The organism is Brevibacillus sp. WF146 (genome assembly GCF_001673705.2).
Taxonomy (GTDB): domain Bacteria; phylum Bacillota; class Bacilli; order Brevibacillales; family Brevibacillaceae; genus Brevibacillus; species Brevibacillus thermoruber.
On the sequence record NZ_CP109943.1, the window covers coordinates 2,355,078 to 2,380,846 of the forward strand.

23 protein-coding genes are annotated in these 25,769 nt (G+C 61.7%); 20 read left to right on the forward strand and 3 right to left on the reverse strand.

The features are described 5' to 3' along the window. Positions 1 to 6 precede the first annotated feature (6 nt). Positions 7 to 549, reverse strand: a complete 543-nt coding sequence (locus A6764_RS11660; RefSeq protein ID WP_051967907.1) for a hypothetical protein — start codon at positions 547 to 549, stop codon at positions 7 to 9. Between the two features lie 192 nt (positions 550 to 741). Between A6764_RS11660 and A6764_RS11665 the strand changes: the two genes are divergently transcribed. The 6 genes from A6764_RS11665 (at position 742) to A6764_RS11690 (ending at position 8,392) form a co-directional block, all read left to right on the forward strand. Further along, entirely contained in the window at positions 742 to 2,109 is a 1,368-nt protein-coding gene (locus A6764_RS11665; RefSeq protein WP_065066454.1) for an NAD(P)-dependent oxidoreductase, read from the forward strand. 27 nt (positions 2,110 to 2,136) lie between these two features. Beyond that, positions 2,137 to 3,423, forward strand: a complete 1,287-nt coding sequence (preA, locus tag A6764_RS11670; protein ID WP_264622237.1) for an NAD-dependent dihydropyrimidine dehydrogenase subunit PreA — start codon at positions 2,137 to 2,139, stop codon at positions 3,421 to 3,423. A gap of 96 nt (positions 3,424 to 3,519) precedes the next feature. Beyond that, positions 3,520 to 4,905, forward strand: coding sequence for a dihydropyrimidinase (gene hydA, locus A6764_RS11675; RefSeq protein ID WP_029099117.1), 1,386 nt, complete (start codon positions 3,520 to 3,522; stop codon positions 4,903 to 4,905). Between the two features lie 19 nt (positions 4,906 to 4,924). Further along, on the forward strand, positions 4,925 to 5,815 hold the full coding sequence (locus A6764_RS11680; RefSeq protein ID WP_065066453.1) for a nitrilase-related carbon-nitrogen hydrolase: 891 nt from the start codon (positions 4,925 to 4,927) through the stop codon (positions 5,813 to 5,815). Between the two features lie 192 nt (positions 5,816 to 6,007). Continuing rightward, a complete protein-coding gene (locus A6764_RS11685; protein WP_065066452.1) occupies positions 6,008 to 6,526 on the forward strand; it encodes a hypothetical protein in 519 nt (172 codons plus the stop codon). Between the two features lie 141 nt (positions 6,527 to 6,667). Then, the gene (locus A6764_RS11690; protein ID WP_264622238.1) at positions 6,668 to 8,392 is read left to right on the forward strand and encodes a methyl-accepting chemotaxis protein; all 1,725 of its coding nucleotides are present in this window, start codon (positions 6,668 to 6,670) and stop codon (positions 8,390 to 8,392) included. A gap of 62 nt (positions 8,393 to 8,454) precedes the next feature. Here A6764_RS11690 and A6764_RS11695 read toward each other — a convergent pair whose 3' ends face one another. Both A6764_RS11695 and A6764_RS11700 read right to left on the reverse strand, forming a co-directional pair. Further along, positions 8,455 to 9,945, reverse strand: coding sequence for an NCS1 family nucleobase:cation symporter-1 (locus tag A6764_RS11695; RefSeq protein WP_065066451.1), 1,491 nt, complete (start codon positions 9,943 to 9,945; stop codon positions 8,455 to 8,457). 175 nt (positions 9,946 to 10,120) lie between these two features. Beyond that, entirely contained in the window at positions 10,121 to 11,881 is a 1,761-nt protein-coding gene (locus A6764_RS11700; RefSeq protein WP_065066450.1) for a menaquinone biosynthesis decarboxylase, read from the reverse strand. A 114-nt stretch (positions 11,882 to 11,995) separates the two neighbouring features. On the opposite strand from A6764_RS11700, the gene A6764_RS11705 reads away from it, so the two are divergent. The 14 genes from A6764_RS11705 to A6764_RS11770 all read left to right on the forward strand — a co-directional run bounded on the left by A6764_RS11705 (position 11,996) and on the right by A6764_RS11770 (position 25,745). After that, positions 11,996 to 13,615 (forward strand): ATP-binding protein, encoded by a 1,620-nt coding sequence (locus A6764_RS11705; RefSeq protein WP_065066449.1) that lies wholly within the window; start codon positions 11,996 to 11,998, stop codon positions 13,613 to 13,615. Continuing rightward, on the forward strand, positions 13,602 to 14,288 hold the full coding sequence (locus tag A6764_RS11710; protein ID WP_065066448.1) for a response regulator: 687 nt from the start codon (positions 13,602 to 13,604) through the stop codon (positions 14,286 to 14,288). Before A6764_RS11705 ends, A6764_RS11710 begins: the two co-directional genes overlap by 14 nt. Positions 14,289 to 14,454: 166 nt before the next feature. Continuing rightward, a complete protein-coding gene (locus A6764_RS11715; RefSeq protein ID WP_029099125.1) occupies positions 14,455 to 15,489 on the forward strand; it encodes a tripartite tricarboxylate transporter substrate binding protein in 1,035 nt (344 codons plus the stop codon). 63 nt (positions 15,490 to 15,552) lie between these two features. Next, the gene (locus A6764_RS11720; protein WP_065066447.1) at positions 15,553 to 16,011 is read left to right on the forward strand and encodes a tripartite tricarboxylate transporter TctB family protein; all 459 of its coding nucleotides are present in this window, start codon (positions 15,553 to 15,555) and stop codon (positions 16,009 to 16,011) included. A 13-nt stretch (positions 16,012 to 16,024) separates the two neighbouring features. Continuing rightward, positions 16,025 to 17,551, forward strand: coding sequence for a tripartite tricarboxylate transporter permease (locus A6764_RS11725; protein ID WP_065066446.1), 1,527 nt, complete (start codon positions 16,025 to 16,027; stop codon positions 17,549 to 17,551). A 132-nt stretch (positions 17,552 to 17,683) separates the two neighbouring features. Further along, the gene (locus A6764_RS11730) at positions 17,684 to 18,274 is read left to right on the forward strand and encodes a GNAT family N-acetyltransferase (RefSeq protein WP_029099128.1); all 591 of its coding nucleotides are present in this window, start codon (positions 17,684 to 17,686) and stop codon (positions 18,272 to 18,274) included. Between the two features lie 80 nt (positions 18,275 to 18,354). Continuing rightward, entirely contained in the window at positions 18,355 to 18,765 is a 411-nt protein-coding gene (locus A6764_RS11735) for a DUF3054 domain-containing protein (protein ID WP_065066445.1), read from the forward strand. A 354-nt stretch (positions 18,766 to 19,119) separates the two neighbouring features. Next, positions 19,120 to 19,482 (forward strand): hypothetical protein, encoded by a 363-nt coding sequence (locus A6764_RS11740; protein ID WP_029099130.1) that lies wholly within the window; start codon positions 19,120 to 19,122, stop codon positions 19,480 to 19,482. Continuing rightward, positions 19,463 to 20,095 carry a thiamine phosphate synthase gene (gene thiE, locus A6764_RS11745; RefSeq protein ID WP_264622239.1) on the forward strand — a complete coding sequence of 211 codons (633 nt, stop codon included), beginning with the start codon at positions 19,463 to 19,465 and terminating at the stop codon, positions 20,093 to 20,095. Before A6764_RS11740 ends, thiE (A6764_RS11745) begins: the two co-directional genes overlap by 20 nt. After that, positions 20,092 to 20,772 carry a thiamine phosphate synthase gene (gene thiE / locus A6764_RS11750; protein ID WP_065066442.1) on the forward strand — a complete coding sequence of 227 codons (681 nt, stop codon included), beginning with the start codon at positions 20,092 to 20,094 and terminating at the stop codon, positions 20,770 to 20,772. Before thiE (A6764_RS11745) ends, thiE (A6764_RS11750) begins: the two co-directional genes overlap by 4 nt. A 62-nt stretch (positions 20,773 to 20,834) precedes the next feature. Beyond that, a complete protein-coding gene (locus tag A6764_RS11755) occupies positions 20,835 to 21,743 on the forward strand; it encodes a hypothetical protein (protein ID WP_029099133.1) in 909 nt (302 codons plus the stop codon). A gap of 75 nt (positions 21,744 to 21,818) precedes the next feature. After that, positions 21,819 to 22,109, forward strand: a complete 291-nt coding sequence (locus A6764_RS11760; protein WP_029099134.1) for an antibiotic biosynthesis monooxygenase family protein — start codon at positions 21,819 to 21,821, stop codon at positions 22,107 to 22,109. Positions 22,110 to 22,327: 218 nt separating this feature from the next. Beyond that, the gene (locus A6764_RS11765) at positions 22,328 to 24,091 is read left to right on the forward strand and encodes an aromatic amino acid hydroxylase (RefSeq protein ID WP_065066441.1); all 1,764 of its coding nucleotides are present in this window, start codon (positions 22,328 to 22,330) and stop codon (positions 24,089 to 24,091) included. Between the two features lie 136 nt (positions 24,092 to 24,227). Further along, entirely contained in the window at positions 24,228 to 25,745 is a 1,518-nt protein-coding gene (locus A6764_RS11770) for a two-component system sensor histidine kinase NtrB (protein WP_065066440.1), read from the forward strand. The last annotated feature ends 24 nt before the right edge of the window (positions 25,746 to 25,769 follow it).

The following is a 25,769-nucleotide window of genomic DNA, read 5'->3' on the forward strand; positions in this document are numbered from 1 at the left end:
TCCTCCTTACGGGACGGGCAGGGGGGCCGCGGGACGTTCCGGCGGGTGCAGCTCCGTTTCCGGGATCCCGACCACCACTTCGCCGCTGCCTTCCACCTGTACATGATAGCGAAAACAATCGACCGCCAGCTCCGCCGAGATGACCACCGCCCATTCCTGCCGCGTTCCCCGCGTGATCCGGACGCGGTCCAGCACGTCGTACGCCGGGGTTAACAGCCCCTTTTGGTACAAAAAGCGGAATACGTCCTCCCGCGGGTAGAGAAACCGCTTGTTGCCCTGCTTCCCGGTGAGCAGGGGGAAGGCTTCCCGCTCGTCGATGACGGCACCGAGGTGTCCTTCATCCGCCCAGCGTTTGATCGACGCCATGCTGCCCGTCCGTCCGTGCCGGGCGGCCAGCAGATCGAGGATTTCCCGCGAGGACAGGTACGCGCTGCGTCGGCGGCGCTGTTCTTCGTAGGCGGCCCGCTCCGCCTCCACCTGCTGCAATCGTTCGGTCGCCTCTTCGATCTGGCGGCGGAGCCGGGCGATCAGAAGGTCGTAATCCTTCATGCCCGCTGCCTCCTTTCCCCGTTTTGGTAACAGCGTATTCGCCGATGAAACCATTCATGCCATCCGGGTTGATTTGATTTCAGTGGCAAGCTACCGGAAACCGCGATGAAACCATCATAAAACCGCTGTTCTCCACATTGATTAATAGCAGGCACCTGCCAGTTGGAAAACGTGTGAGGAGGTTGTTGGAAGATGCGCGTCCATCGCGAACCAGCGGCTGCGCGAGCGGGGCTGGAACACCATTTCCGGGAAGTGGTCCCGGCGCTGAAGCCGAAAGAAGCCGTCGACGAAGCCAACCGCTGCCTGTACTGCTACGACGCCCCCTGTATCAAGGCCTGTCCCACCTCGATCGACATTCCGTCCTTTATCAAAAAGATCGCGACCGGCAATTTGTACGGATCGGCCCGAACGATCATGGAAGCCAATCCGGTGGGCGCGAGCTGCGCCCGCGTCTGTCCCACCGAAGAGCTGTGCGAGGGCGCCTGTGTGTTGAATCACGCGTCCCGTCCGATCATGATCGGTCTCCTGCAGCGTCACGCCACTGACTGGGCGATCAAAAACGGGGCGGTGCTGTTTCGGGCCGGAGAGAAAAACGGCAAGCGGGTGGCCGTTGTCGGCGCGGGGCCGGCAGGGCTGTCGGCGGCCCGGGAACTGGCTCGGTTGGGTTATGAGGTAACCGTTTTCGAGGCGAAGGCAAAAGCGGGCGGCCTCAACACCTACGGCATCGTCTCGTTTCGGCTCCCCCAGGAGATTGCGCTCTGGGAGGCGGAACAGATCGCGGCCATGGGCGTGACGTTCGTCACCAACACCCGGGTGGGCGTGGACGTACAGCCCGAGGAGCTCCTGCGGCAGTTTGATTCGGTCCTGCTCGCCGTCGGCATGGGAGCGGTCCCCCCGCTCCACATCGAAGGGGAGGATCTGGACGGCGTGCTGGACGCCATCTCCCTGGTGGAGGAGACGAAAACCAGGCCGCTCACGGACGCGATGATCGGCAAAAACGTGGTGGTGATCGGCGCGGGCAACACGGCGATCGACGCGGCCACCTGTTCGAAGCGGCTGGGCGCCGCGAACGTCCGGATTCTCTACCGGCGGACGGAGCAGGAGATGACCTGTTACCCGTTTGAATACGAGTTCGCCAAGCAGGAGGGCGTGGAATTCCGCTGGCTGGTGGCCCCCACCCGCATTCTGGGCGAAAACGGCCGGGTGACCGGGCTGGAGCTGATGCGAATGGAGCTGGGCGAGCCGGACGAAAAGGGGCGGAAGCGGCCCGTGCCGGTTCCCGGCAGCCAGTTCGTCATCCGGACGGACTACGTGGTCAAGGCGATCGGTCAGGAGCGTCACCTGCCGCTGATCGAAGCGTTCGGGCTGGCGCACCGGAACGGGATCGTCCAGGTGGAGGAAGGCACCTACCGCACGTCCGATCCGCGCGTGTACGCCGCCGGAGACGTGATCTTCGGAGGCGGCAGGACGGATGCGATGGTGGTCGATGCCGCCAATCACGGCAAGCGGGCCGCGTACGCCATCCACGCCGCGCTGAGCGGACAGGCGCAGCCGGTGTGAAGCAGGGAGAAAAGGAGGCGAAGTACCATGGCAGATCTCAGCATCAACCTGGCGGGCATTTCATCCCCCAATCCGTTTTGGCTGGCATCGGCGCCGCCGACCAACTCCGGCTACCAGGTCCAGCGGGCGTTTGAAGCGGGCTGGGGCGGAGCGGTGTGGAAGACGTTGGGCGAGCCGATCGTCAACGTCACCTCCCGGTTTGCCGGCCTGCACGTCGGCGGACAGCGGGTGATCGGCTTCAACAACATCGAGCTGATTACGGATCGTCCGCTCGACGTGAATCTGAAAGAGATCGAGGAGACGAAAAAGAAGTTTCCCAAACACGCGCTGATCGCGTCGCTGATGGTGGAGCACAAGCGGGATGCCTGGCACGAGATCGTGAAAAAGGTGGAGGCCGTCGGCGTGGACGGACTGGAGCTGAACTTCGGCTGTCCGCACGGGATGGCGGAGCGGGGCATGGGCTCGGCGGTCGGCCAGCACCCCGACCTGATCATCCAGCAGGTGGAATGGGTAAAGGAAGTGGCGCAGACCCCCGTCATCGTCAAGCTGACGCCCAATATCACCGACATCCGCTTTACCGCCCGGGCGGCGGTGGCAGGCGGAGCGGACGCCGTCAGCATGATCAACACGATCAACAGCCTGATCGGCGTCGATCTGGACAGGTGGCTGCCGATCCCGCACGTGGACGGCAAAGGCGCGCACGGCGGATACTGCGGGCCGGCCGTGAAGCCGATCGCCCTCAACATGGTGGCGGAGTGCGCCCGCGATCCGAAGGTGGGCGTCCCGATCTCCGGCATCGGCGGAATCTCCACCTGGCGCGACGCCGTCGAGTTTCTGCTGATGGGGGCGACGGGCGTACAGGTGTGCACGGCGGCGATGCACCACGGATTCCGCATCGTCGAGGACATGATCGACGGACTGAACAACTACCTCGACCAGCGCGGCATCAAGTCGGTCATGGACATCGTCGGCAAAGCGGTCCACACCTACTCCGACTGGGGCAATCTCAACCTCAACTACAAAGTGGTCGCCCGCATCCACGAAGAGACGTGCATCAACTGCAACAAGTGCCACATCGCCTGCGAGGACACCTCCCACCAGTGCATCGACATCGTCCGGGACGAAGCGTCCGGCAGGGAGCGGCTGGTCGTCAGGGAGGAGGACTGCGTCGGCTGCAACCTCTGTTCGATCGTCTGTCCGGTGGAGGGGACGATCGAAATGGTGGAGGTGCCGACGGGACAGCCGCCGCTTACCTGGAACCAGCGGCAGGCCGCTCTGGCCGCCCAAGGGAACTGCGGCACCGGCTGCGAGTAAGTCATGTGGGGAGGCCGTTTCGCATAGCTTGTACTGACGGGGGCACGGGCCGTTGGTGCCCATACGCCAATGGAGCGGGAAAGGGAGGAAGCGCGCATGAAAAAAGTGATTCGCGGCGGCACCGTGGTGACAGCCGCCGACACCTACCGGGCGGACGTCTTGATTGAAGGGGAACGGATCACGGCCATCGGCAGTGAACTGCGAGCAGACGGCGCGGAGGAAATTGACGCCGCCGGCTGTTATGTCCTGCCGGGGGGGATCGATCCGCACACGCATCTCGACATGCCGTTCGGCGGGACCGTGACGGCGGACGACTTTTTTACCGGCACCAAGGCGGCCGCGTTCGGGGGCACGACCAGCATCATCGACTTCTGCCTGACGAAAAAAGGGGAGACGCTTCGCTCGGCCATCGCCACCTGGCACGAAAAAGCGCGCGGCAAGGCCGTCATCGACTACGGGTTTCACCTGATGATCGCCGAGGCGAACGACCAGGTGCTGGATGAACTGGAGAGCGTGGTTTCGACCGAGGGCATCACCTCGCTGAAAGTGTTTATGGCCTATAAAAACGTGTTTCAGGCGGACGACGAGACGCTGTTCAAGACGCTCGTGCGCGCCAGGGAGCTGGGGGCGCTGGTGCAGGTGCACGCGGAGAACGGGGACGTGCTGGACTACCTGACGAAGAAGGCGCTGGCGGAGGGGAATACCGCCCCCATCTACCACGCCCTGACCAGGCCGCCGGAAGCGGAAGGGGAAGCGACCGGGCGGGCCATCGCGCTGACCGCCTTGGCCGATGCCCAACTGTACGTCGTCCACGTCTCCTGCGCGGCGGCCGTGCAGCGGATCGCGGAAGCGCGGGAACGTGGACTCAACGTCTACGGCGAGACCTGCCCGCAGTATCTCGCGCTCGACATCACCGCCCTTGAGAAGCCCGACTTTGAAGGGGCCAAATACGTCTGGTCGCCGCCGCTGCGCGAAAAGTGGAACCAGGACGTGCTGTGGAACGCGCTGAAAAACGGCATTCTGCAGACGGTTGGCTCGGACCACTGCGCGTTCAACTTTTTCGGCCAAAAAGAGCTGGGCAAAGACGACTTTACCCGAATTCCCAACGGCGGACCGCTGATCGAGGATCGTTTGGCCATCCTCTATTCCGAGGGCGTCCGTCAGGGGCGGATCAGCCTGAACCAGTTCGTCGACGTCTGCTCGACGAAGGCGGCCAAACTGTTCGGGATGTTTCCGAGAAAAGGCACCATCGCGGTGGGCTCCGATGCGGACGTCGTCATCTTCGACCCGCGCGTCAAACGGACGCTCTCCGCGCAGACCCACCACATGAACGTCGATTACAACCCGTTTGAAGGCATGGAGGTATACGGCGAGGTCGTCTCCGTCCTGTCGCGGGGAGCGTTTGTCGTCCGAAACAAGCAGTTTGTCGGCCTGGCGGGCGCAGGGCAGTTCATCAAGCGCGCCGCGTTTGAACGGCCGTAACGGGAAGGGGGAAGACGGCATGGGAAACAAGGTGACGATCGGTCTGATCCAGGCGAAAAACGACGTGCACGGGGACGAACCGGTGCACGTCCACAAGGAAAAGGCGATTGAAAAACACGTGCGGATGGTCCGCGAAGCGGCGGCAAAGGGAGCCCGGATCATCTGCCTGCAGGAAATCTTCTACGGCCCGTATTTCTGCGCCGAACAAAACACCAAGTGGTACGAGGCGGCCGAAGAAGTGCCGGACGGCCCGACGACGCAGCTCTTCCGGTCGCTGGCACGCGAGCTGGGGGCGGTGATCATTCTGCCCGTGTACGAACAGGTGGGCATCGGGACCTACTACAACACGGCGGCGGTGATCGACGCGGACGGGACGTACCTCGGCAAATACCGCAAGCAGCACATCCCGCACGTGGCAGCGGGCGGCAACGGCTGCGGGTTCTGGGAAAAGTACTACTTCAAACCGGGCAACCTGGGTTACCCGGTGTTTGACACGGCGTTTGCCAAGGTGGGCGTCTACATCTGCTACGACCGCCATTTTCCCGAAGGGGCGCGGCTGCTCGGCTTAAACGGCGCGGAGATCGTCTTCAACCCGTCGGCGACGGTGGCCGGCCTCTCCGAGTACCTCTGGAAGCTGGAACAGCCCGCCCACGCCGTCGCCAACGGATACTACGTGGCGGCGATCAACCGGGTGGGGGTGGAGGCGCCGTGGAACATGGGCGAGTTTTACGGACAGTCCTACCTCGTCGATCCGCGCGGCCAATTTGTCGCCATCGGAAGCCGCGACCAGGACGAAGTGGTCATCGCCGAGATGGACAAACACGTGATTCACCAAGTGCGCAACACCTGGCAGTTTTATCGCGACCGAAGACCGGAGACGTACGAGGACATGGTCAAACTGCTTCCGTAACGCGGACAAAACGGACGGCAGGGCGGCGCTGCAGGCGCTGACAGGCAGGCCTGCACGCCCTGCCCGGCTCCGTCGGCCGTACGTCCGGCCAGGCGCAAGACGCCGCCGGACGAATCGCGTCAGACCCGCCGGGTAGGGTGTTTCCTTCTGCCGGTGGCGTCATCATGATCGAACAGGTAAGGAGAGGCGTGCATGAAGCAGATTGTCTATCGCGGGGTGGAGTACAAGGAAGCGCTGCGCGTGGTGGCGGCACAGCGTTACGAACGGGAGGAACGGCGCAGGTTTGTCAACGGCGCCAGCGCGAAAGCGGTGTTCGGCTCCGGCGTCTACCTGGTCAGCAACCCGAAGATTGCCGCACAGTACGCGATCTGTCACGCGGAAACCACCTGGGATCAGGCCGCCGTCCTGGCCCAGGAATTGGAACTGGACGGACTGGCGGCGCTGGACGAGCGGTACGGGGAGAACGAGCTGCGGGCGGACGCCCTGCGCTGGCGTCATACGCCGGAGCAGTTGACGCGTCTGTCGGCAGCGAAACGTCATGAGGAGTGGCTGGAGTGGACCGGCGACGAGATCCGGGCCTATCTGCTGGATCGGGGCTTTGCCGGGATCCGCTACCGCATCAGCCGGGAGCTGACCTATTTTGTCTGTTACAAACCGCACGAGCAGATCGGCCGCATCTCGCTCTTGACGGTGTTTGACATACCAGAATAGTCCAAAAGTATCGACTTGTCCATCTTCTTTTGGTAGAATTAGACAACAACCGACATTTTTTTCAGAAGACCGTCTTCTTCGGCAGGACTTCTGGCGCATTTTTTTCACATCATTCGTACAATTCTACCAGGGTAAAAGGGGATGGCCAAACACATGAAGCTGCTTCGCAATCTGAGCACACGGACAAAACTGTTCAATCTGGTCATGCTGATGGTCACGTTTCTGTTGATCGTCGGGGGAACCGGGTACTGGCACCTGAAGAAAGCGGAAATGCGGATGGGAGCGATGTATCAGGATCAACTGCTGCCGATCAAGTGGATCAATGATTTGCGCGCCCAAACCCGGGCGATTGAAGCCAACGTGTACAAGATGATGCTGGAGACCAGTCCCACGAAGCTGACCGAGATCAAACAGCAGATCGAGACGCGGATCGGGGATTCCAACCAGCTTCTGACGCAGTTGGAACAAAGCAGTCTGGACGAGCGGGAAACTGTGTTTGTCCAGACGCTGAAGGACCTGAACGAAAAGTACCAGAGCGACCGCACACGGGTCATCCAGTTGATTGAAGAAGGCAACCGGGACGAGGCGTACAACTATTTTCGCGCGACGGAAGCCACGCTGGACGGCATCAACCAGGAATTGAAGTCGTGGGCGGATTACAACTCGCAGACGGCCGAAGACATTCACCTCCAAAATGCGCTGGATGCCCGGGCGGCGGAGATGACGCTGATCATCACCATCGGGGCGGCCCTCGTACTGGCGCTGTCCATCGGGTACGTGATCGCCCGGATGATCGCCGATCCGCTGAAGAAAGTGGCGTCCAAACTGGATGAGCTGGCCGGGGGCGATTTGACCGTGGAGCCGGTCGACTTCGACGGCAAGGACGAGGTGGGAACGCTGGGACAGGCCTTCAACAAGCTGGTCGTCCAGCTTCGCTCGCTGATCGGCGAAGTGAAGCTGGCGGGCGAGCAGGTGGCGGCTTCGTCCGAGCAGCTGACGTCCAGCGCCGATCAGACGGCCAAGGCGGCCGAACAGGCAGCCGCCGCCATCCAGGAAATCGCGACCGGCTCCGAGGTGCAGACGCAGCGGACGGCGGAGAGCGTGCGGGTCATGGAGGAATTGGGGACCGCCATCCAGCGGATCGCCACGACTGCCGGCACCGTCTCCGAGTCTTCGGTGCGGGCGGCGCAGGAAGCGGAACAGGGCAACGAATACATCATCAAGGCTGTGGAACAAATGTCTGCCGTTCAAGAGGCGGTGAATCGCGCCGCCGAGATGGTGACGCTGCTGGGGGTTCGCTCGGAAGCGATCGGCGAAATCGTCCAGGTGATCACCGGCATTGCGTCGCAGACCAACCTGCTTGCCCTGAACGCGGCGATCGAAGCGGCGCGGGCGGGCGAACAAGGCAGAGGATTTGCCGTCGTCGCCGATGAGGTACGCAAGCTGGCGGAGCAGTCCGAGGAGTCGGCGCAGGAGATCGCCCGCCTCATCGGGGATATTCAGCTTGAGACCGGCCAGGTGATGGCCGCGATGAACCAGGGGACGGCGGAGACGGAGGCGGGCAGCGTGGCGGTCCGGGAAGCGGGCCTGGCGTTTCAGCGCATCGTCAGCGCGGCGCAGGCGGTCGCCGAGCAGATTCAGGAGGTCTCGGCGGCAACCGAGCAGATGACGGCCGGTATCCAGCAGGTCGCCTCGTCCATGGACGAAATGAACCGTCTGGCGCAGGAAGCGGCCGTCCACACCCAGGGCGCGGCGGCCAACTCCGAGGAGCAGCTCGCCTCCATGCAGGAAATCGCCCGTTCGAGCGAAAATCTGAACCGTCTGTCCCATCAGTTGCAGCAGACAATCAGCCGTTTCCGCATGTGATCGAAAAAAGCGAAAGACTGGCAGAACGCTTGGTTCTGCCAGTCTTTTTTCGCGGGCCCCGCTCAGGAAGCTAGCTGTCCGGCGCTTCGGGCGGTGATGTTCTCGTAGTCCGCCGCGCTCATCAGGCTCGGGTTGTCCTTCATCAACCAGGTGTAGACAATGAGGGAGATCAACAGCCCACAGGTCCAGGCGTTGTCCCAGACAATGGTCAGGCCGGGGATCTGCTTGCAGACAAACGGCACGGCGATGCCGATCAGCAGGGCCCAGATGGCCCGCATGTTGTAGCCGCTCTCGTACGCGTACATGCCGTCCGGCCGGTACAGTTCGGTCAGATGGATGCGCCGTTTGCGCACCAGCCAGTAATCGGCGATGGCGATCCCGTCGATGGGACCGAGCAGGGCGCCGTACGTCCCCAGCCAGAGGAAGATGTAGTTGCCGAAGTTCTCCAGGATGTACCACGGCTGCATCAGCAGGGCGACGACTCCGGTGATGATCGCCCCGGCGCCAAACGACATCCGGCGGGGCGCCAGATTTTCCACGGCGCGGGCCGGTGCCACGACGTTGGCCGCCACGTTTGTCGTCAGCGTCGCCAAAATAATCCCCAGCGTTCCCAAAAAGATCGCCAGCGGGGAGAATTTGGCGAGCACCGCCGCCGGGTCCCAGATGGCTTCCCCGTAGATGACCACTGTGGCGGAGGCGACGGCCACCCCGATGAACGAAAAGCCGCCCATGGTGGTTGGCAGGGCGACGGACTGTCCGATCACCTGCGCTTTCTGGCTCTTGGCGTAGCGGCAGAAGTCCGGGATGTTCAGCGCCATGGTCGACCAGAAGGCGATGGCGCCCGTCAAGGCGGGGAAAAACACCTTCAGGAAATCGGCGGTGGTGGTGAGTTTGGACGGAGCGGAGAGCATCGGTCCCCAGCCGCCCGCCTTGGTGACCGCCCAGACGAGCAGCGCCAGGCCCATGATGATCAGCGTGGGCGCGGCCCAGAACTCCATCCGCCTGATCGCCTCCGGCCCGCGGTAGGAGATCCAGACGTTCAGCGCCCAGAAGCCGAAAAAGGCGATCCAGGTGTGGCCGGGAATGCTGCCCCAGCCGCCCAACGACTGCAGCAGTGTGTCGATGGCGGTCCCGCCGAACCAGCAGTTGATGCCGAACCATCCCGCGCCGATCAACCCGCGGGCCACGGCGGGGATGTGAGCCCCTTTGGAGCCGAACCAGAGACGGGCGTAGACCGGGTACGGTATGCCGAATTTCGTTCCGGCGTGAGAGTTGAGCAAAATGGGAATGAGGACGATACAATTGCCGAGAATGATCGTCAGAATGGCCTGCCACCAGTTCATGCCGAGCGAGATGAGTCCGGCTGCCATCGCATAGGTGGGCAGACAGATCGCCATGCCGATCCAGAGACTGGCGAAGTTGTAGGTGGTCCAGTTGTGTTCCTCCCGGTTCGTGGGACGGAGGCCGTCGTTGTACAGCGGACTGTTCCGGATCTGTTTTTCGCCATCTTTCGTCAGCGTGACGATGCCGTCTGACTCAACCTGTGTCTTCATCGCAATCCCTCCTTTTGTGAAGAATGCCGCGCGCGGACAAGCCAAAACGGTTGTCTCGGGCGCGGGATGCTACATTATATTGGGCCGTCCGGCTGCTAATTACAGAATTTTCGGACAGAAAGAAAGCCCGGAACGCGCTGTTCCGGGCTCGATTGTTGTTGTCGAACGCAGTCGTTTATTTGGGGAAATATTCCTTCCAGCGGCGGTCCACCAGAGCGGCGATGTCGGGACGGGTCTCCACTTCATCGGGATAGAACGGCTTCATCCGGGCGTCGACGACGAGCGGTCCCTCGTAACGGATCTTGTTGCGGACAATCGTCGAACGGGCGTACAGATCGTGCGCCGGGTCGAAGCGGGTAAAGACGGTCCAGAGGAAGCGGCTTTGGCTCTCGGCGATGGACGCGTCATCCACGATGCATATCATCGGCCAGTCGCGCAGATGCTCGTTTGCGTAGGGCAGGAGATCTTCGCCCAGTTCCGGACGCTCTTCAAAGCCGGGGCCGGAAATGACCAGGCAGCCCGGGCAGAACGATTCGATCTTGGCGATGCCGGGGATGCCTTCGCCGCGGTACTCGCGCGGCAGCTCCCGCACCGGATCGCCGATGCCGAGCATAACCCCCTTGGAGCCGTGGTTGAACTTGCGCCCCGTGTAGTCGAGCGTGTCGTTGGACGTGTCGTTGACGATCAACAGGTCGCGCTCCGGCTGGAAGCGGGCGAGGACGATTTCCAAAAAGTGCTTGAAGTTGCTCAAGTCGCACGGAACGTCCGTCACCATCAAAAACTTGGTCAGGGTCAACTGTCCTTCGCCCAGGATGCGGAAGGCGTGGGCCATCGCTTCCTTGTAGTAGCTCTCCCTGACGATCGCGCCGGCCAACGCGTGGAAACCGGTCTCGCCGTATGTCCACAGCGCCTTGACGCCGGGCATGACGATCGGGAAGAGCGGGGACAGCAGCCGCTGCAGGTACTCGCCGATGAAAAAGTCCTCCTGCCGCGGCTTGCCGACGACCGTGGCCGGGTAGATCGCGTCTTTGCGCCGCCACATCTGCTTCACGTGGAAGACGGGAAAGTCGTGCGTCCAGGAATAGTAGCCAAAATGGTCGCCGAACGGTCCTTCCGGCCGGCGCACGTGCGGCGGGACTTCCCCGGCGAAAACGAATTCCGCTTCCGCCACGATCCGGTGCGGATGGTTGGGCACCTCGGCCAGCTTCAGCTTGTCACCCATCAGCAGGGAAGCGAATACCAGTTCCGGCACCATCTCCGGCAGCGGCGCGATGGCCGAGATGATCAGCGCCGGCGGTCCGCCGATCGTGAGCGTCACGGGGAGCGGCTGGTTCCGTTTTTCCGCCTCGTGGTAGTGGAAACCGCCGCCTTTGTGAATCTGCCAGTGCATGCCGGTCGTGTTTTTGTCGTAGATTTGGATGCGGTACATGCCCAGGTTGTGTTCTTTCGTCTCGGGATGCTCCGTGTAGACGAGCGGCAGGGTGACGAACGGACCGCCGTCCAGATGCCAGCTCGTGAGCGCCGGCAGTTGGGTCATGTCCACGTCGGTCGTGGACAGCTCCATGACCGGTGCCTTCGATTGCGGCACCGTCCTGGTCCCGGTGCGCATGATCCCCATGAGCGGCGAACGCAGCTCCCACAATCCCGACAGCCTGGGCGGCAGGAGCTTGTCCAGGCCGTGCACCAGCTCCCGGATGATCGACTCCGGTTTGGGGCCAAACGCCATGTCGACCCGCTCCACGGTCCCGAACAGGTTGGTGACGACGGGAAACGACTTGCCTTTTACATTGGTAAACAGAAGAGCAGGTCCTCCGTCTTCGATTACGCGGCGGTGAATTTCCGCCAATTCCAAATACGGGTCAACCGGCGCGTCGATTTCCACCAACTGGCCGGAGCGCCGCAGTTGTTCCATAAACGAACGCAGGTTTGCGTGCATCTGTCGTAACCTCCACATCCCCTTCAATTCCCTCTCTACTGTACACGAACGGCGCTGGCGAATCTACCTTTTTTCCTGCGGGAGATGGTAAGATGAACGGGAGGTGAACCAACCATGATGTCGGCACGATTTCGCCTGACGCTGCAAACGCGGATGATTTTGCTGATGACGCTTGTCATCATCGTCATTATCGGGGCGATGGGCGCGGTGTTTTCTTCGATGATTGCCGCATCGATCGAAGACCAGGTGGGAAAACGCGCTCTGAGCGTGGCCAAGATCATGGCCCATCTGCCGCAGGTACGCGGCGCATTTGCCACCGGCCATCCCACGCAGATCATCCAGCCGATCGCCGAGAATGTGCGCATTCAGACGGACGCCGAGTTCGTCGTGGTGGGCGACCGGAAAGGAATACGCGTCGCCCATCCGCTGCCGGACCGCATCGGCAGGGAAATGGTGGGCGGCGACAACGAACCCGCGCTGCTGCACGGCCAGTCTTACGTTTCCAAAGCCGTGGGCAGCTTGGGACCGTCCCTGCGGGGAAAAGTGCCGATCCATAACGACGCGGGAGACGTGATCGGGATCGTCTCGGTCGGTTTTCTGCTGGAGGATATCGAAGCGGCGATCGACAGCTATCAGCGGAAGGTGCTGCTGATCCTCGCCCTCGGTGTTCTCTTCGGCACGGCCGGTGCGATCTGGCTGAGCCGGTACTTCAAGCGGGCCATCCTCGGCCTGGAGCCGGAGGAGATCGCCTCGTTGTACATGGAGCGAAATGCCGTGCTGGAATCGGTCCGCGAGGGGATCATCGCCATCAACCGCCACGGCAGGGTGACGATGGCCAACAAGGCGGCGATCCAGATCCTGGGCCTCCCGGACGAGGAGCTGCGGGACAGGCCGATCCTGGAGCTGCTGCCGGACAGCCGGATGCCGGAGGTGTTGGAGTCCGGGGAGCATCAATTGGACCGGGAGAGCACGATTGCCGGAAAAGAGATCCTCGTCAACCGCGTACCGATCAAGTGGATGGGCAGGGTGGTCGGCGTCGTCAGCAGCTTCCGCCCCAAATCCGAGATTGACCAGTTGGCGTCCGAGCTGTCCCAGGCGCGGCGGTATGCGGACGTGCTGCGGGCGCAGACACACGAATTTCACAATCTTCTGTATACAATCTCCGGCCTGCTGCAGTTGGGATCGATTCAGGAGGCGATCGAGCTGATCACGAGTGAGACTTCGGCGGAGCAGGAACTGGTCCTGTTCCTCGCCAAGCAGGTGCCCGACCCGCTGATCGGGGCGCTGCTTTTGGGCATGCACAATCGGGCCAAGGAACTGAAGATTCAGTTTTCCGTCAATCGCGACAGCCGGTTGAAGGAACTGCCGGCCGACGTCAATCGGCAGCAGGTGGTCGTGATGCTGGGCAACCTGATTCAAAACGCCTTGGAAGCGGTCGGGGAGAGCAGATCCGGCCCCAACGTGGTGGAATGCTATCTGTCGGACGCCGGCAGCGAGATTTTGTTTGAAGTGGAAGACTCCGGACCGGGCGTGGACGACTCGATTCGCGAGAAGATTTTTGAACACGGCTTTTCGACCAAACCGGGCGAGCGGCGCGGCATCGGGCTGGCCAAGGTGAAAGGCATCGTCGAAGAGATGGGCGGCTATATCCTGGTCGGAAAAAGCGAGTGGGGCGGCGCGCTGTTTACGGTGTCGCTGGCAAAAGAACGGAGGGGAACACATGAAGCCGGTTGAGGTATTGATCGTGGAAGATGACATTCGCATCATCGACATTAATCGGCGGTTTGTGGAAAAGATCGCGGGATTTCACGTCATCGCCACCGCGACCAGCGGGGAGGAAGCCAGGGAGCTGATCGCTAGTGCCAAGCCGCACCTGGTCCTCTTGGACGTCTATCTGCCGGACACGCTGGGGACCGAACTGGTCTGGCAGATGCGGCAGCAGCACCGCGACGTGGACATCATCATGATCACCGCCGCCAAGGAAATCGAGATGGTGCAGCACGCCCTGCGCGGCGGGGTGTACGACTACATCGTCAAACCGCTGGTGTTTGAGCGCTTCCGCGAGCGGCTGGAGAGCTACCGGGAGCACTTCTGGCGCACCCGGGAAGCGGGCGAGGTGGACCAGGAGGAGATCGACCGGATGCTGACCCGGCAGCTTGCGACAGCAAAGCCGCGCGATTCGCTCATCCCCAAGGGAATCGACGCGCTCACGCTGGACAAGGTCGTCAGCGCCATCAAACGGGCGGACAGGTCGGGCCTCTCCGCCGAAGAGGTGGGCAGGGAGATCGGCACAAGCCGCACCACGGCGCGGCGCTACCTGGAATACCTGGTGGCGGAAGGGAAGGCGCAGGCCGATCTGGTGTACGGTACAGTGGGACGGCCGGAGCGAAAATACAGGCTGCTGTGAGAAGTCTTCCCGGATGCGGGAAACAAGCGGTGCACATTATGAACAATATGGACGCAATATCCAAAATCTTTCTTATGAACAAAAACTGTTCAGCCTCCCCCCGGCGTGCTACGTTTATCTCAGGTTGAATGCGCTTACAAAAAACGTTAGACAAGGGGGCTGCGGTATGAAAAAACGAATGGGTCTGATCGCGCTGTCCGTGGTGATGAGCCTGGCGCTCGCCGCGTGCGGCGGGGGGAACGGCACAGGAAGCTCCGCCTCCGGGCAGGGGGGCTCGGCCGGTTCCGGCTATCCGGACAAGCCGATCATCGTCGTCGCTCCGTCCGGCGCGGGAGGGGGCTGGGACAAGACCGCCCGCTCCGTCGCCAAGGTGCTGGGCGAGAGCAGGCTGGTCAGCCAGGCGATCACGGTGGAAAACAAGCCGGGCGGCGGCGGTGTGGTGTTCCTCGCCGAATACGTCAGCAAGGAAAAAGGGAACGCATACCGGCTGTTTGTCAGCTCGCCGCCGATCTTGATCAACCACAACAAAAAGGAGGGCAACAGTCCGTTCGGCTTCCGCGACGTCACGCCGCTGGCGCAGCTGACCAAGGACTACGGAGCTCTCGTGGTCAAGGCGGACTCGCCGTATCAGGACGTAAAGAGCTTGCTTGCGGCCATCAAGGAAAACCCGTCCGCCGTCACGGTGGCGGGCGGCTCGGCACCCGGCTCGATGGACCACCTGATCGCCGTTTTGCCGGCAGCCAAATACGGCATCGATCCGAAAGCGGTCAAATACGTCTCCTACGACGGCGGCGGCGAAGCGATGGCGGCGCTGCTCGGCGGCAACGCGGACATGATCGCGACAGACGCATCCAGCGTGGGCGAGTACCTGAAAGCGGGCAAAATCCGCGTGCTGGGCGTCACGTCCCCGGAACGGCTGGGCGGTGATCTGAAGGACGTGCCGACGTTGAAAGAGCAGGGGATTGACGCGGAATTTAACATCTGGCGCGGCGTCTTTGGCCCGGCCCAGATGCCGGCTGACGCCAAGGCCTATTGGGATGCCAAATTGAAGGAGCTGTCCGAGAGCGAAGCGTGGAAAAAAGAGCTGGCCGCCAACGGCTGGGAGAGCGAATACCGGGATTCCGCCAGCTTTACCGCTTTCCTCGAAGCGCAGGACAAATTGGTCAAGGAACTGCTGACCTCTCTGGGCATGTCGAAGTAAGGGAGAGGGGCCCCCTTTCCTTCCTGTGGTCTTCCGTTTGTCATTCATCGCGAGGAGGTAACCATGAACAAGACATTTGACCGCGCAAGCAGCATCCTCTTTGCCTTGATCGGGGCGCTGTTTGTAGCGGAAAGCCGCAACATTTCTGCCAGCGCTTACGGCAGCGAAGTGGGCCCCAACCTGTTTCCGATGGGGCTGGGCATCCTCCTGATCCTGCTCAGTCTTCGCCTGTTTTGGGAGACGTTCCGCTACCGGGGGGCAGTCCCGTCCGCCGTTCCGCTCCGGCACAAGCGCTTTTTGCTGATGCTTTTGGCCACCGTTTTGTACGCCTGGTTCCTCGAAGAGATCGGATACGTCATCAGCACGTTTTTCTTTTTGCTGGCCGGGTTCCGTCTGATGGGCAGCGCCAGTTGGTGGAAGTCGGCCGCCGTCGCGCTCGCCTTTTCTGTCGGGGTCTATGCTGTCTACGTGCACATCTTGAAAGGAACACTGCCAGGATTTCCGTCCTGGCTTGGCTTGTAGGGAGGGAGAACGCATGGAGGCTTTGCAGTATCTGGCGGACGGCTTCACCATCGCCCTGCAGTGGCACAATCTCGTCTACGCCTTTGTCGGTGTGCTGATCGGGACGGCGGTCGGCGTGCTGCCCGGCATCGGCCCGATGAGCGGGGTGGCGCTGCTGCTGCCGGTCACCGCGTCGCTGACCAACGGGCTCACTCCCGAACAGGCCGCGGCGAGTGCGCTGATCCTCCTGGCGGGAGTCTACTACGGCGCGATGTACGGCGGATCCACCACGTCGATCCTGCTCAATACGCCCGGTGAATCGTCCTCCGTCGTCACGACGCTGGACGGCTATCAGATGGCGAGGCAGGGACGCGCGGGAGCGGCCCTGGCGATTGCGGCGATCGGCTCGTTCGTCGCCGGTCTGGTGGCGCTGGTGGCACTGGTGTTTTTGGCGCAGCCGCTGTCCGAAGTGGCCCTCACGTTCGGCCCGGCCGAATACTTTTCGCTGATGATTCTGGGGCTGTGCGCCGTCAGCGGCCTGGGCGGGAAGTCGATGACCAAGGCGATGATCATGACCGTCTTCGGCCTGTTGCTGGCGACGATCGGAATCGACAACGTGTCCGGCGTGGCGCGGTTTACCTACGACATCCCCGACCTGTACCAGGGGTTGGAATTCCTGACGATTGCCGTCGGGCTGTTCGCGCTCGGCGAAGTGTTCAAGACCATTCTCGAGTCGGACGGAACGGAAGCCGAGATGATCAAGGTGGACCGCATCCTGCCGACCAAAGCCGATTTGAAGCAGAGTGCCGCCCCGATCGCGCGGGGGTCCCTGCTGGGCTTTTTCATCGGCGTCCTGCCGGGCGCGGGCGCGACGCTGGCGTCGTTCTTTTCCTACATCGTGGAGAAAAAGGTGAGCAGACAGCCGGAACGGTTCGGCAAAGGGGCGATCGAAGGCGTGGCCGCTCCGGAGTCGGCCAACAACGCGGCGTCCGGCGGAGCGATGATTCCGCTGCTCACACTCGGGATTCCCGGCTCCGGGACGACGGCGATCCTCATGGGAGCGCTTCTGATGTACAACGTTCAGCCCGGTCCGCTGCTCTTTTCCGATCACCCGCAGGTGGCCTGGGGGCTGATCGCCAGCATGTTCATCGGCAACGTGATGCTGCTGGTGCTCAACCTGCCGCTGGTCAAAGTCTTTGCCAAAATCATCGAGACGCCCCCGCAGTACCTGATCCCGCTGATCATCGCGATTTCCGTGTTCGGCGTCTACGCGGTGCAGATCAGCACGTTTGACCTGATGCTGCTGATCGCCTGCGGGGTGGCGGGGTACCTGCTGGCGAAAAACGATTTCCCGCTTGCGCCATTGGTGCTGGGCCTGGTATTGGGGCCGATGATCGAAAACAACATGCGGCGCGCCCTCACGACATCCAACGGCGACTATCTGATTTTCCTGCAAAAGCCGCTGTCAGCCGTCTTTCTCGCCTGCGCGCTGTTGTGGCTGGTCGTGCCGATGCTGCTGAAGCTGCGCGGCCGTCAGGTAGTCGTCAACGAAGAAGCGTAACCCGCGCCGTTTCCCCCTGTTGGAAAAAACAGCTTGACAGGCGGCCCCCGGCACTCTATCCTTGGAAAAATTCCGCAGATCTGTTCTGTTTGCTTCAGCGAGCAGAACAGTTGAAGGAGGAGTGCTGCAGTCATGCTGGAGATTGATCCTGTCACGCTGGAAGGGGAGCGGGTGCGGCTGGAACCGCTCGGCCGCCATCATGTGGACGGCTTGTGGGAAGCGGGACGATACGAGCAGATTTGGACGTACATGTCGGTTGTGTTCCGGCAGCCGGCCGACGCGGAACAATTTGTGAACCAGGCGCTGCTGGCGCAGGAGGCGGGAACCGAGCTGCCGTTTGCGATCGTGGATCGCCGGGATGAAAACGTGATCGGAAGTACCCGCTTTCTCAACATCTCCCGCAAGGACCGGGGGCTGGAGATCGGCTTTACCTGGCTGACGCCGTCCGTGTGGAAGACGCCGGTCAATACGGAGTGCAAGTGGCTGCTCCTGCGCCACTGCTTTGAAACCTTGGGCTGCATCCGCGTCCAGTTGAAGACGGACGCCCGCAACCTCAACTCGCAGCGGGCGATCCAGCGCATCGGCGGCGTCCGCGAAGGCGTGCTGCGCAATCACATGATTGTCCGAGACGGGTACATCCGCGATTCCGTCTACTTCAGCATCCTCGACAGGGAGTGGCCGGCGGTGAAGAAGAACCTGCAAATGTTGCTGTTTGGTGAATAACGGGCCATCCCGATTGTGGCCGTCCCGTAAAGGTGTGTACAATAAGCGTGTGCGACACTGCAACGGGAATGAGGGTTCACATGAAACGGATACACGCTTCGGCCGGATACGCGCTGTTTGCCGGCGATCTGGCCGCCTTTCTGCTCTTTACCTACTACGGCAAACGGGCCCACGGGCTGCCAGCCGACGCCCCGGGCATTCTGGAAACGGCTGCTCCGTTTTTGCTCGGCTGGCTGGCCGCCGCGCTGCTGCTGAGGCTCTACCGCCCCAACGCGTACGAGCGGCCGGGAAGACTGATCCTGATCACAGTGGCGGCGTGGACGGTGGCAGCGCCGATCGGCCTCATCATCCGCTCGCTGTGGCTGGGCACGCCCATCACCCTGATGTTCGCGGCGGTCGCGTATGGGATCATGCTCGTTTTCCTCCTCGGCTGGCGCATCCCCTTTGGGATCGTTCACGCGCTGATTCGCCGCCGGACCGCGCCGCGCTGATAAAAGCCCGGACCTCTGGAGACGCTAACCAGTGACGACAATCCAGGGGAGGTGGGCGCATGGGCAAGAACAACAACAGCAAGGATCTCGGGAAGAATCGCGGGAAGACGCTGGATGAGCACGATCAGAACACCAACCTGCGGCAGTCCCAACACAACGATCGAAACAAGTAGGAGAAACACGAAACCGCCGGTGAATCCGGCGGTTTTTCCTTGCGCGGATGTCTTTACTCTTTCCCACTTCACTCCTGTACGACCCGCAGCCGGGTGTCGAATGCGATTTTGCGGGCTTGGCGGAGCCGCATCGGCTAGTGATATAATAATGGGAGTTTCTCAACAAGTGGAGGGAGCGACCGTGACCGAACCGATGCAGGACGTACAGCCGGTGACGCTGTCGACACAGGCGTTTTTGATTTTGTGCCGGCTGTTCGACGGCTGCTACGACGATATGAAACAGCAGGAACCGATGCGAAATCTGGTGGAATCCATTGCCGATATCCTGTTGGCCGGGGTGCAGAAGCTGGAGGGGCGAGAGACGAAGCCGAAAACGGTCACGTTTCCGCTGACGCTGCCGCAATCGTTTTTGCTCCGTCGGCTGGTTGGAGAGATGCTGGCCCGCGTGCCGGAGGGCCAGGAGGACAAAACGGCGGGCTGGCTGCGGGAGTGCTTGTCGGCGCTGACAGAAGGGGCAGGGGCATATGGAACCCCGGCATCCTGAACTGCACGTCATCACCAGCGGCAGGCAGTCCCTCGATGAGGTGCTGAGGGTGGCGGAGGCCGCCTTTGTGGGCGGGATGGACTGCCTGCACATCCGCGAAAAGCAGCGGACCGCCCGGGAGTGCATGGAGTGGGTGGAAGCGCTGGCCCGGGTCATGCCCCGAGAGCGGATTCTGGTCAACGACCGGGTGGACGTGGCGGCGGCGGCCGGGTGCAGGGGGGCCCATCTCGCGTACCACAGCTTGACTCCGTCGGAAGCCCGCCGGGTGTTGAAGCCGGGGCAGCGGATCGGCAGGTCGGTTCATTCGCTGGACGAAGCGCGGCAGGCGGCTGCGGAGGGAGCGGATTACCTCTTGTACGGTCACGTTTTTCCCAGTACGTCCAAACCCGGCCTGGCGCCGCGCGGAACGGACGAACTGCGGGAGATCGCTGCACAGGTGAGGATTCCCGTCATCGGCATCGGCGGGGTCACGCCGGAAAACGCCGGTCAGGTGCTGGCGGCGGGCTGCGCGGGGGTCGCCGTGCTGTCCGGCATTACGGCGGCGAGCGACCCGGCGGCGGCGGCGCGCGCGTACCGGGAGGCGCTGGATCGATGGAAGGAGAGTCAGGTATGAGAGACCGTGAACACTTGCGGAAAAGCATGCAGGTCTATTTTGTGGTGGGCACGCAGGATTGCGGCTATTCGGCCGAGCGCACGCTGGCCATTGTCCGGGAGGCGCTGGCCGGGGGCGTCGGAACGCTGCAGCTGCGGGAAAAGGGGAGCCGCCTGACGGACGAAGAGCGGTTCCGTCTGGGCCAGGAGATGAAGGCCCTGTGCCGGCAGTACGGGGCGCTGTTTGTCGTCAATGACGACGTGGAATTGGCCTTGAGGCTGGAAGCGGACGGCGTCCACGTCGGGCAGGACGACATGCCGCTCGCCCAGGTGCGGGAGCTGGTCGGCGAGCACATGTACATAGGCGTATCTGCCGGGACGGTGGAGGAAGCATTGGCTGCCCAGGCAGGCGGAGCCGACTGCCTGGGGGTCGGAGCGATGTACGCGACCGCATCCAAACCGGACGCCGGGGAGCCGATTGGACCCGCGGGACTGCGGGCCATCCGGGAGGCGGTCGGAAGCGGACTGCCGATCGTCGGCATCGGCGGCATCACGCTGGACAATGCGCGGGACGTGCTGGCGGCGGGAGCGGATGGCGTCGCCGTCATCAGCGCGATCACCCGGGCCCCATCGCCCGCGGAAGCGGCCAGAGAACTGAAGCGCATCGCGGAAGATTTGGCGAACGGGCAGCCAAGCTGACCGCATAACGTACGGTAACGAACAAAACAGTGCCCTCCGAAGTGGCGAGGGAGGTGGAGAAGATGAAACATCGCATATACCGCATCGGGTACGAATGGGTCAGCAAGCGGGAGCTTTTGGAAAGGCTGCAGTTGACCGATTGCGTGTTGATCGAACACAGGAAGCTGTCCCCCGCGGCTGACGGCCTGACGGGGGAGACGGCCCCGGAGGATGAGCGGCACGCCGTGCTGATCCGCAGCCAGCGCCGTCCGGGGGAATGGATCACCTTCAACGGACTCTACGAAATCCAGTCCCGCGAGCCGATCCCCTGGATTGATTCGCCGCTGGAGTACCATCAGTTCGGCACCGAACTGATTCCGGGCAACATCCGCCGGGAAAAGGCTCCTCAGGCGCGCATTCCGGCGCGGACCAAACTGCAGATCGCGGCCATCCGTCAGGAGACGGTGTTTGTCACGGTTCCCGGCCACCCGTCCCGCCGTTACGAAATGTCGCTGGCGCACGCCCGGTTCGCCAAAGACTTTCCCACGGAGCTGGAGCTGAAACTGCAGGTGTATGCGTTTCCGCCCCGCCATGACATCTTTGTCGACTGGCTCCTGAAAGAAGGGCGAAAGACGGGGATCATCATCCGGCCCAATCAGGAACGGGTGGAGCGCTCAGCGTTTCAGGTGTGGGACGAACTGCGCCAGGAATACGGGATCAGCGTCAGCGCTGCGCTGATCGCCATCAAACAGGCCTTGATCGTGCTGGACAGGGCCGGACTGGAGAGCGACTTTCCCTATCCGGTTCAGGATTTGTCCGACCTGTCGCTGTCCAACGACGCGGAGCGGGACGCCTTTTACTCGTATCATGCCGTCCGCTGCGCCATGGCGGCAGTCTCGGCGCTGTTGACGACCGATCCCAAGGACCCGCTGCAGGATTTGCTGCTGATGGACATCATGCTGGAACAGCAGATCAACCGCAGACGCGATTGAGCGTGTCTGCGGTTTTTTCGTTTCCCGCTTTTGCTGTATAATGGAAGAAAACAACAGGCAAAGGACGTGACGATCGTGTACGTATCGATGAACCGACTGAAAGTCCCGGACGATTACCGGGCCCATTTGGAAAAGGCGTTCAGCGAGAGCGGCGAACGCATGAAAAACGTGCCCGGCTTCCTGGAGTTTCTCTTCCTGGCGCCGACAGAGGGAGACGAGTATATCGTCTTTACCAAATGGACAAGCGAGCAGGACTTCCTCAACTGGACCCAGAGCGAGGCCTTCAAGCGGGCGCATGCGAACAGCAACCCGAACAGCCCGGTGCGCTCCGACCTGCGCACCTATCAAGTAAAAGCCCATTCGTAGCGCGGCAAAAGCATGACAGCAATAGCATAACAGCGGACAAGGCATTCGTCAGCCAAAACAGCAGGCGGGTGCCTTGCGTGGGTTCCTCCTTTCAACAGGTGTATATCCAGATAAGTTGAACAATAAACATTTTTTGCACAATTTTCGTCCGGATCGTGATATGATAGAGCGAGAGGAGAAAGCGTTTTCATGTATACCCTGTTGAGGAGGCAGTGAGAATGAATCGTGTGGAATCCGATTTTTCTCTGGTGCAGGTGCCCGTTCATCTCAGAGAGTTTGTTGTGGAACAGGATTACGAGCGGTACACGCCCGTCGACCATGCCGTCTGGCGTTACGTGATGCGGCAAAATCTCAGCTTTCTCAGCAAGACGGCCCACGCCGCTTACGTGGACGGGCTGCGTACGTCCGGTATCAGCGTGGAGCGCATCCCCAACATCCGGGAGATGAACGAAAGCCTGGCCCAAATCGGCTGGGGGGCCGTCACCATCAACGGCTTTATTCCGGCCGTGGCGTTTTTTGACTTCCAGGCGCACGGCATCCTGCCCATCGCCTGCGACATCCGCCAGTACGAGCACATCGCGTACACGCCGGCGCCCGACATCATCCACGAGGCGGCGGGACACGCGCCGATCATCAAAGACGAAAAGTATCGTTCTTACCTCAAATGCTTCGGTGAAATCGGCTCCCGCGCGCTTTCCTCCCGCGAGGATTACGAATTGTACGAGGCGATCCGGCTGCTGTCAATCGTCAAGGAAGATCCCCATTCCACCGAAGCGGAGATCCGGGCGGCGGAGTTGGAACTGGAGCAAAAAGCGCAGGCGGTACAGGAAGTATCCGAGGCCAACCAGCTTGCCCGCCTCTACTGGTGGACGGTGGAATACGGGCTGATCGGCGACCTGGAGAATCCGCAGATTTACGGCGCCGGCCTGCTGTCATCGGTGGGGGAGAGCATGAGCTGCCTGAAAGACGACGTGCGGAAAATTCCCTTTTCCCTCCAGGCGTGCATCGAAACGGATTACGACATCACCAAACCGCAGCCGCAGTTGTTCGTCTGCAGGGATTTTGACGAGCTGATCGAAGCCGTGCAGGAATTTGCCAAAACCATGGCCATGTCCGTCGGCGGCACACAGAGCCTGATCAAGGCGAGCAAAATGCCGCAGACGTCCACGTCGGTGTACAGTTCCGGTCTGCAGGTGAGCGGTGTGCTGAGCGAGCTGGAATTTGACGACAGGGGCGAAGCGGTCTACCTGAAGACGGCGGGACCGACTGCGCTGGCCGTGGGCGGCAAGGAACTTCCCGGTCACGGCAAGACCTGTCACGCGGAAGGTTTCGGCTCTCCGATCGGCCTGCTTGCCGGAGAACCCACCCCGCTGGAGGCGTTTACCGACGGGCAGCTTGACGTGTACGGGATCGTTGCGGACCGGACAGCCACACTGACCTTTGCCTCCGGTGTACAGGTGGTCGGCAGGGTGGCGTACATTCGACGGGAAAACGGAAAGATCGTATTGATCGGATTTGACAACTGCACCGTCACCTACCGGGGAAAAACGCTGTTCCGGGCCGAGTGGGGGACGTACGACATGGCGGTCGGCGAAAAAATCGTCTCCGTCTTTGCGGGAGCGGCAGACCGCGAAGCGTTTGCCACCGGCACGCACAAGCCCTCAGCCGTCAACGCCAGACGCCCCGTGTACAGTGCGGAGCAAAAACGGCTGCACCGGTTGTATCAACGGGTACGCGACATTCGCGAACAGGCCCCCGCGGCTGAGACGGCGCAGCGCGTACTGGCGGAGGTGGTGCGGGAAGCAGACGAGGCGTTTCCGGACGACTGGCTGATTCGTCTGGAAATCCTGGAAATTCTCCACGAACGCTGCCTGCTCCCGGACAAACAGGCACATCTTCGCCGCGCGTTGGAAGCGCTGCGTGAGAAAGACGGGGAACAGGCACAGTTGATCGATAACGGACTGTTGTTGATCGGAAAGTGATTCTCCGGCGATAAAAGCGGCGTGAAACGTCCGAGCCGATCATCACGCCGCTTTACATGGCGACAACCTTTTGGCGATAATAGGAAATGAAGGACGAAATCCAAAATGGAAACAAGCATGAAGGAGCCAGTGGGAAGTGAAAAAACGTGTCTGTATGCGCGTAACCAGTCTGGCCCCTGATCTGGCGGCCAAAGCGTATTCGTTTTTGTCGAACCACAATCGAATCCCCGATCTGCTCACGGCAGACGACCCGCACACCCTGTCTCTTCTGGAACAGTTGATCAAGGGAGTGGCGGATTTCCTGGAAACGGGGAACGGTTTCATGCTGGAACAGCAGATGCGGGAGTTCGCGTTGAATCGGGTCAAGCAGGGCATGCCTCTCGCCAGTGTCCTGGAAATGATCCGGCTGGGACGTGACGTGATCGTGGAGCAGTTGCAGGCGGATGCGGAGCAGTTGATTCAAACGCCCGCGGAATGGCCCACATTTTCTTCCATGCAGACGGACGTGTTTCGTTTTGTGGACAAGCTGATGGACGCAGTGGTACAAACCTGTCAAATGAATGAGCGCGAGGACAAGCACCGGCCCGAGAACGCTCTCTCCGCCGGTGAACCGTTTACGGAAGTGGCGGAACAGGAACTCGTCCAGCTCGTCTTGAAGTCGACGGACATCGCCGTGCTGATGATCGACAAGGACTTGCGGATCGTGGAGGCCAACTACGCCCTGGCCGACCTGCTCCAGGTGGAGCGGGAGCAAATCATCGGCAAGCAGATCGACGAGACGTTTCGCCCGCGGGAATGCGAGCGCTTTCTGCAGTGGGTGGTGGAGCGCGGCCAGTCCGGCCACTATGTGGCGGAGTATAATGGCAAGTGGACAACGGTCAGCACCAGCCCGATCTATCACAAGGGGGAGCTGTGGGGAGCCATCGCCGTGCTGCGCAACATTACCGAGAGCAAGCGGTACGATGAGGAGCTGACCAAGCGGGAAGCGCTCGCCGCCGTGGGTCAACTGGCGGCCGGCATGGCTCATGAAATCCGCAACCCGCTGACCTCGATCAAAGGCTTTATTCAACTGCTGCGGGAACAGATGGAGACGGAGGGAAACCGATCGTATTTTTCCGTCATCCTGACCGAGATCGAGCGGATCGACGGGCTGCTGAACGACGTGCTCGTCCTGGCCCGCTACCGGGACGACAAGATCGTGGCCGAACGGTTTTTGGTGATGGAGGAAGTGCTGGGCGTGATTCGCCTGCTGGAGCCGGAGTCAAACAGACGGGGCATCCGGCTGGAACTGAACTGGTCCGGCGAACAGTGGCATGTCTACGGCTACCGCGCGCGAATTAAACAGGCGATTTTGAATATCCTGAAAAATGCACTGGAGGCACTGGCTGCCAAAGGGTCGGTCGTTCAGGTGTCGGCGTACGCGTCGATCAATCAGGTCGTCATCACCGTGGAGGATGACGGCATGGGCTTGTCCGACAGCGTCAAGCAAAATCTGTTCGTGCCGTTTTACACGACCAAACCGGATGGAACGGGGCTGGGGCTGTCCACGACGCAGCGGATCATCGTCGATCACGGCGGCGAGATCTTCGCGGACAATTCGCCGCAGTTGGGCGGGGCGCGGTTTGAGGTTCGGCTGCCGATTTCCGTGCGGTAAAACGGGCGGCAGAGAAAGCAGGCA

Excerpts from the sequence above, each read along its gene's own strand:
- A6764_RS11730 (WP_029099128.1), top strand. The coding sequence starts at position 17,684 with ATGCTGGAGATTGATCCTGTCACGCTGGAAGGGGAGCGGGTGCGGCTG.
- A6764_RS11690 (WP_264622238.1), top strand. The coding sequence starts at position 6,668 with ATGGCCAAACACATGAAGCTGCTTCGCAATCTGAGCACACGGACAAAA.
- A6764_RS11680 (WP_065066453.1), top strand. The coding sequence starts at position 4,925 with ATGGGAAACAAGGTGACGATCGGTCTGATCCAGGCGAAAAACGACGTG.
- A6764_RS11665 (WP_065066454.1), top strand. The coding sequence starts at position 742 with ATGCGCGTCCATCGCGAACCAGCGGCTGCGCGAGCGGGGCTGGAACAC.
- A6764_RS11720 (WP_065066447.1), top strand. The coding sequence starts at position 15,553 with ATGAACAAGACATTTGACCGCGCAAGCAGCATCCTCTTTGCCTTGATC.
- A6764_RS11700 (WP_065066450.1), bottom strand. The coding sequence starts at position 11,881 with ATGCACGCAAACCTGCGTTCGTTTATGGAACAACTGCGGCGCTCCGGC.
- A6764_RS11715 (WP_029099125.1), top strand. The coding sequence starts at position 14,455 with ATGAAAAAACGAATGGGTCTGATCGCGCTGTCCGTGGTGATGAGCCTG.
- A6764_RS11735 (WP_065066445.1), top strand. The coding sequence starts at position 18,355 with ATGAAACGGATACACGCTTCGGCCGGATACGCGCTGTTTGCCGGCGAT.
- A6764_RS11660 (WP_051967907.1), bottom strand. The coding sequence starts at position 549 with ATGAAGGATTACGACCTTCTGATCGCCCGGCTCCGCCGCCAGATCGAA.
- A6764_RS11765 (WP_065066441.1), top strand. The coding sequence starts at position 22,328 with ATGAATCGTGTGGAATCCGATTTTTCTCTGGTGCAGGTGCCCGTTCAT.
- thiE (WP_264622239.1), top strand. The coding sequence starts at position 19,463 with ATGGAACCCCGGCATCCTGAACTGCACGTCATCACCAGCGGCAGGCAG.
- A6764_RS11705 (WP_065066449.1), top strand. The coding sequence starts at position 11,996 with ATGATGTCGGCACGATTTCGCCTGACGCTGCAAACGCGGATGATTTTG.
- preA (WP_264622237.1), top strand. The coding sequence starts at position 2,137 with ATGGCAGATCTCAGCATCAACCTGGCGGGCATTTCATCCCCCAATCCG.
- hydA (WP_029099117.1), top strand. The coding sequence starts at position 3,520 with ATGAAAAAAGTGATTCGCGGCGGCACCGTGGTGACAGCCGCCGACACC.
- A6764_RS11710 (WP_065066448.1), top strand. The coding sequence starts at position 13,602 with ATGAAGCCGGTTGAGGTATTGATCGTGGAAGATGACATTCGCATCATC.
- thiE (WP_065066442.1), top strand. The coding sequence starts at position 20,092 with ATGAGAGACCGTGAACACTTGCGGAAAAGCATGCAGGTCTATTTTGTG.
- A6764_RS11695 (WP_065066451.1), bottom strand. The coding sequence starts at position 9,945 with ATGAAGACACAGGTTGAGTCAGACGGCATCGTCACGCTGACGAAAGAT.
- A6764_RS11755 (WP_029099133.1), top strand. The coding sequence starts at position 20,835 with ATGAAACATCGCATATACCGCATCGGGTACGAATGGGTCAGCAAGCGG.
- A6764_RS11725 (WP_065066446.1), top strand. The coding sequence starts at position 16,025 with ATGGAGGCTTTGCAGTATCTGGCGGACGGCTTCACCATCGCCCTGCAG.
- A6764_RS11685 (WP_065066452.1), top strand. The coding sequence starts at position 6,008 with ATGAAGCAGATTGTCTATCGCGGGGTGGAGTACAAGGAAGCGCTGCGC.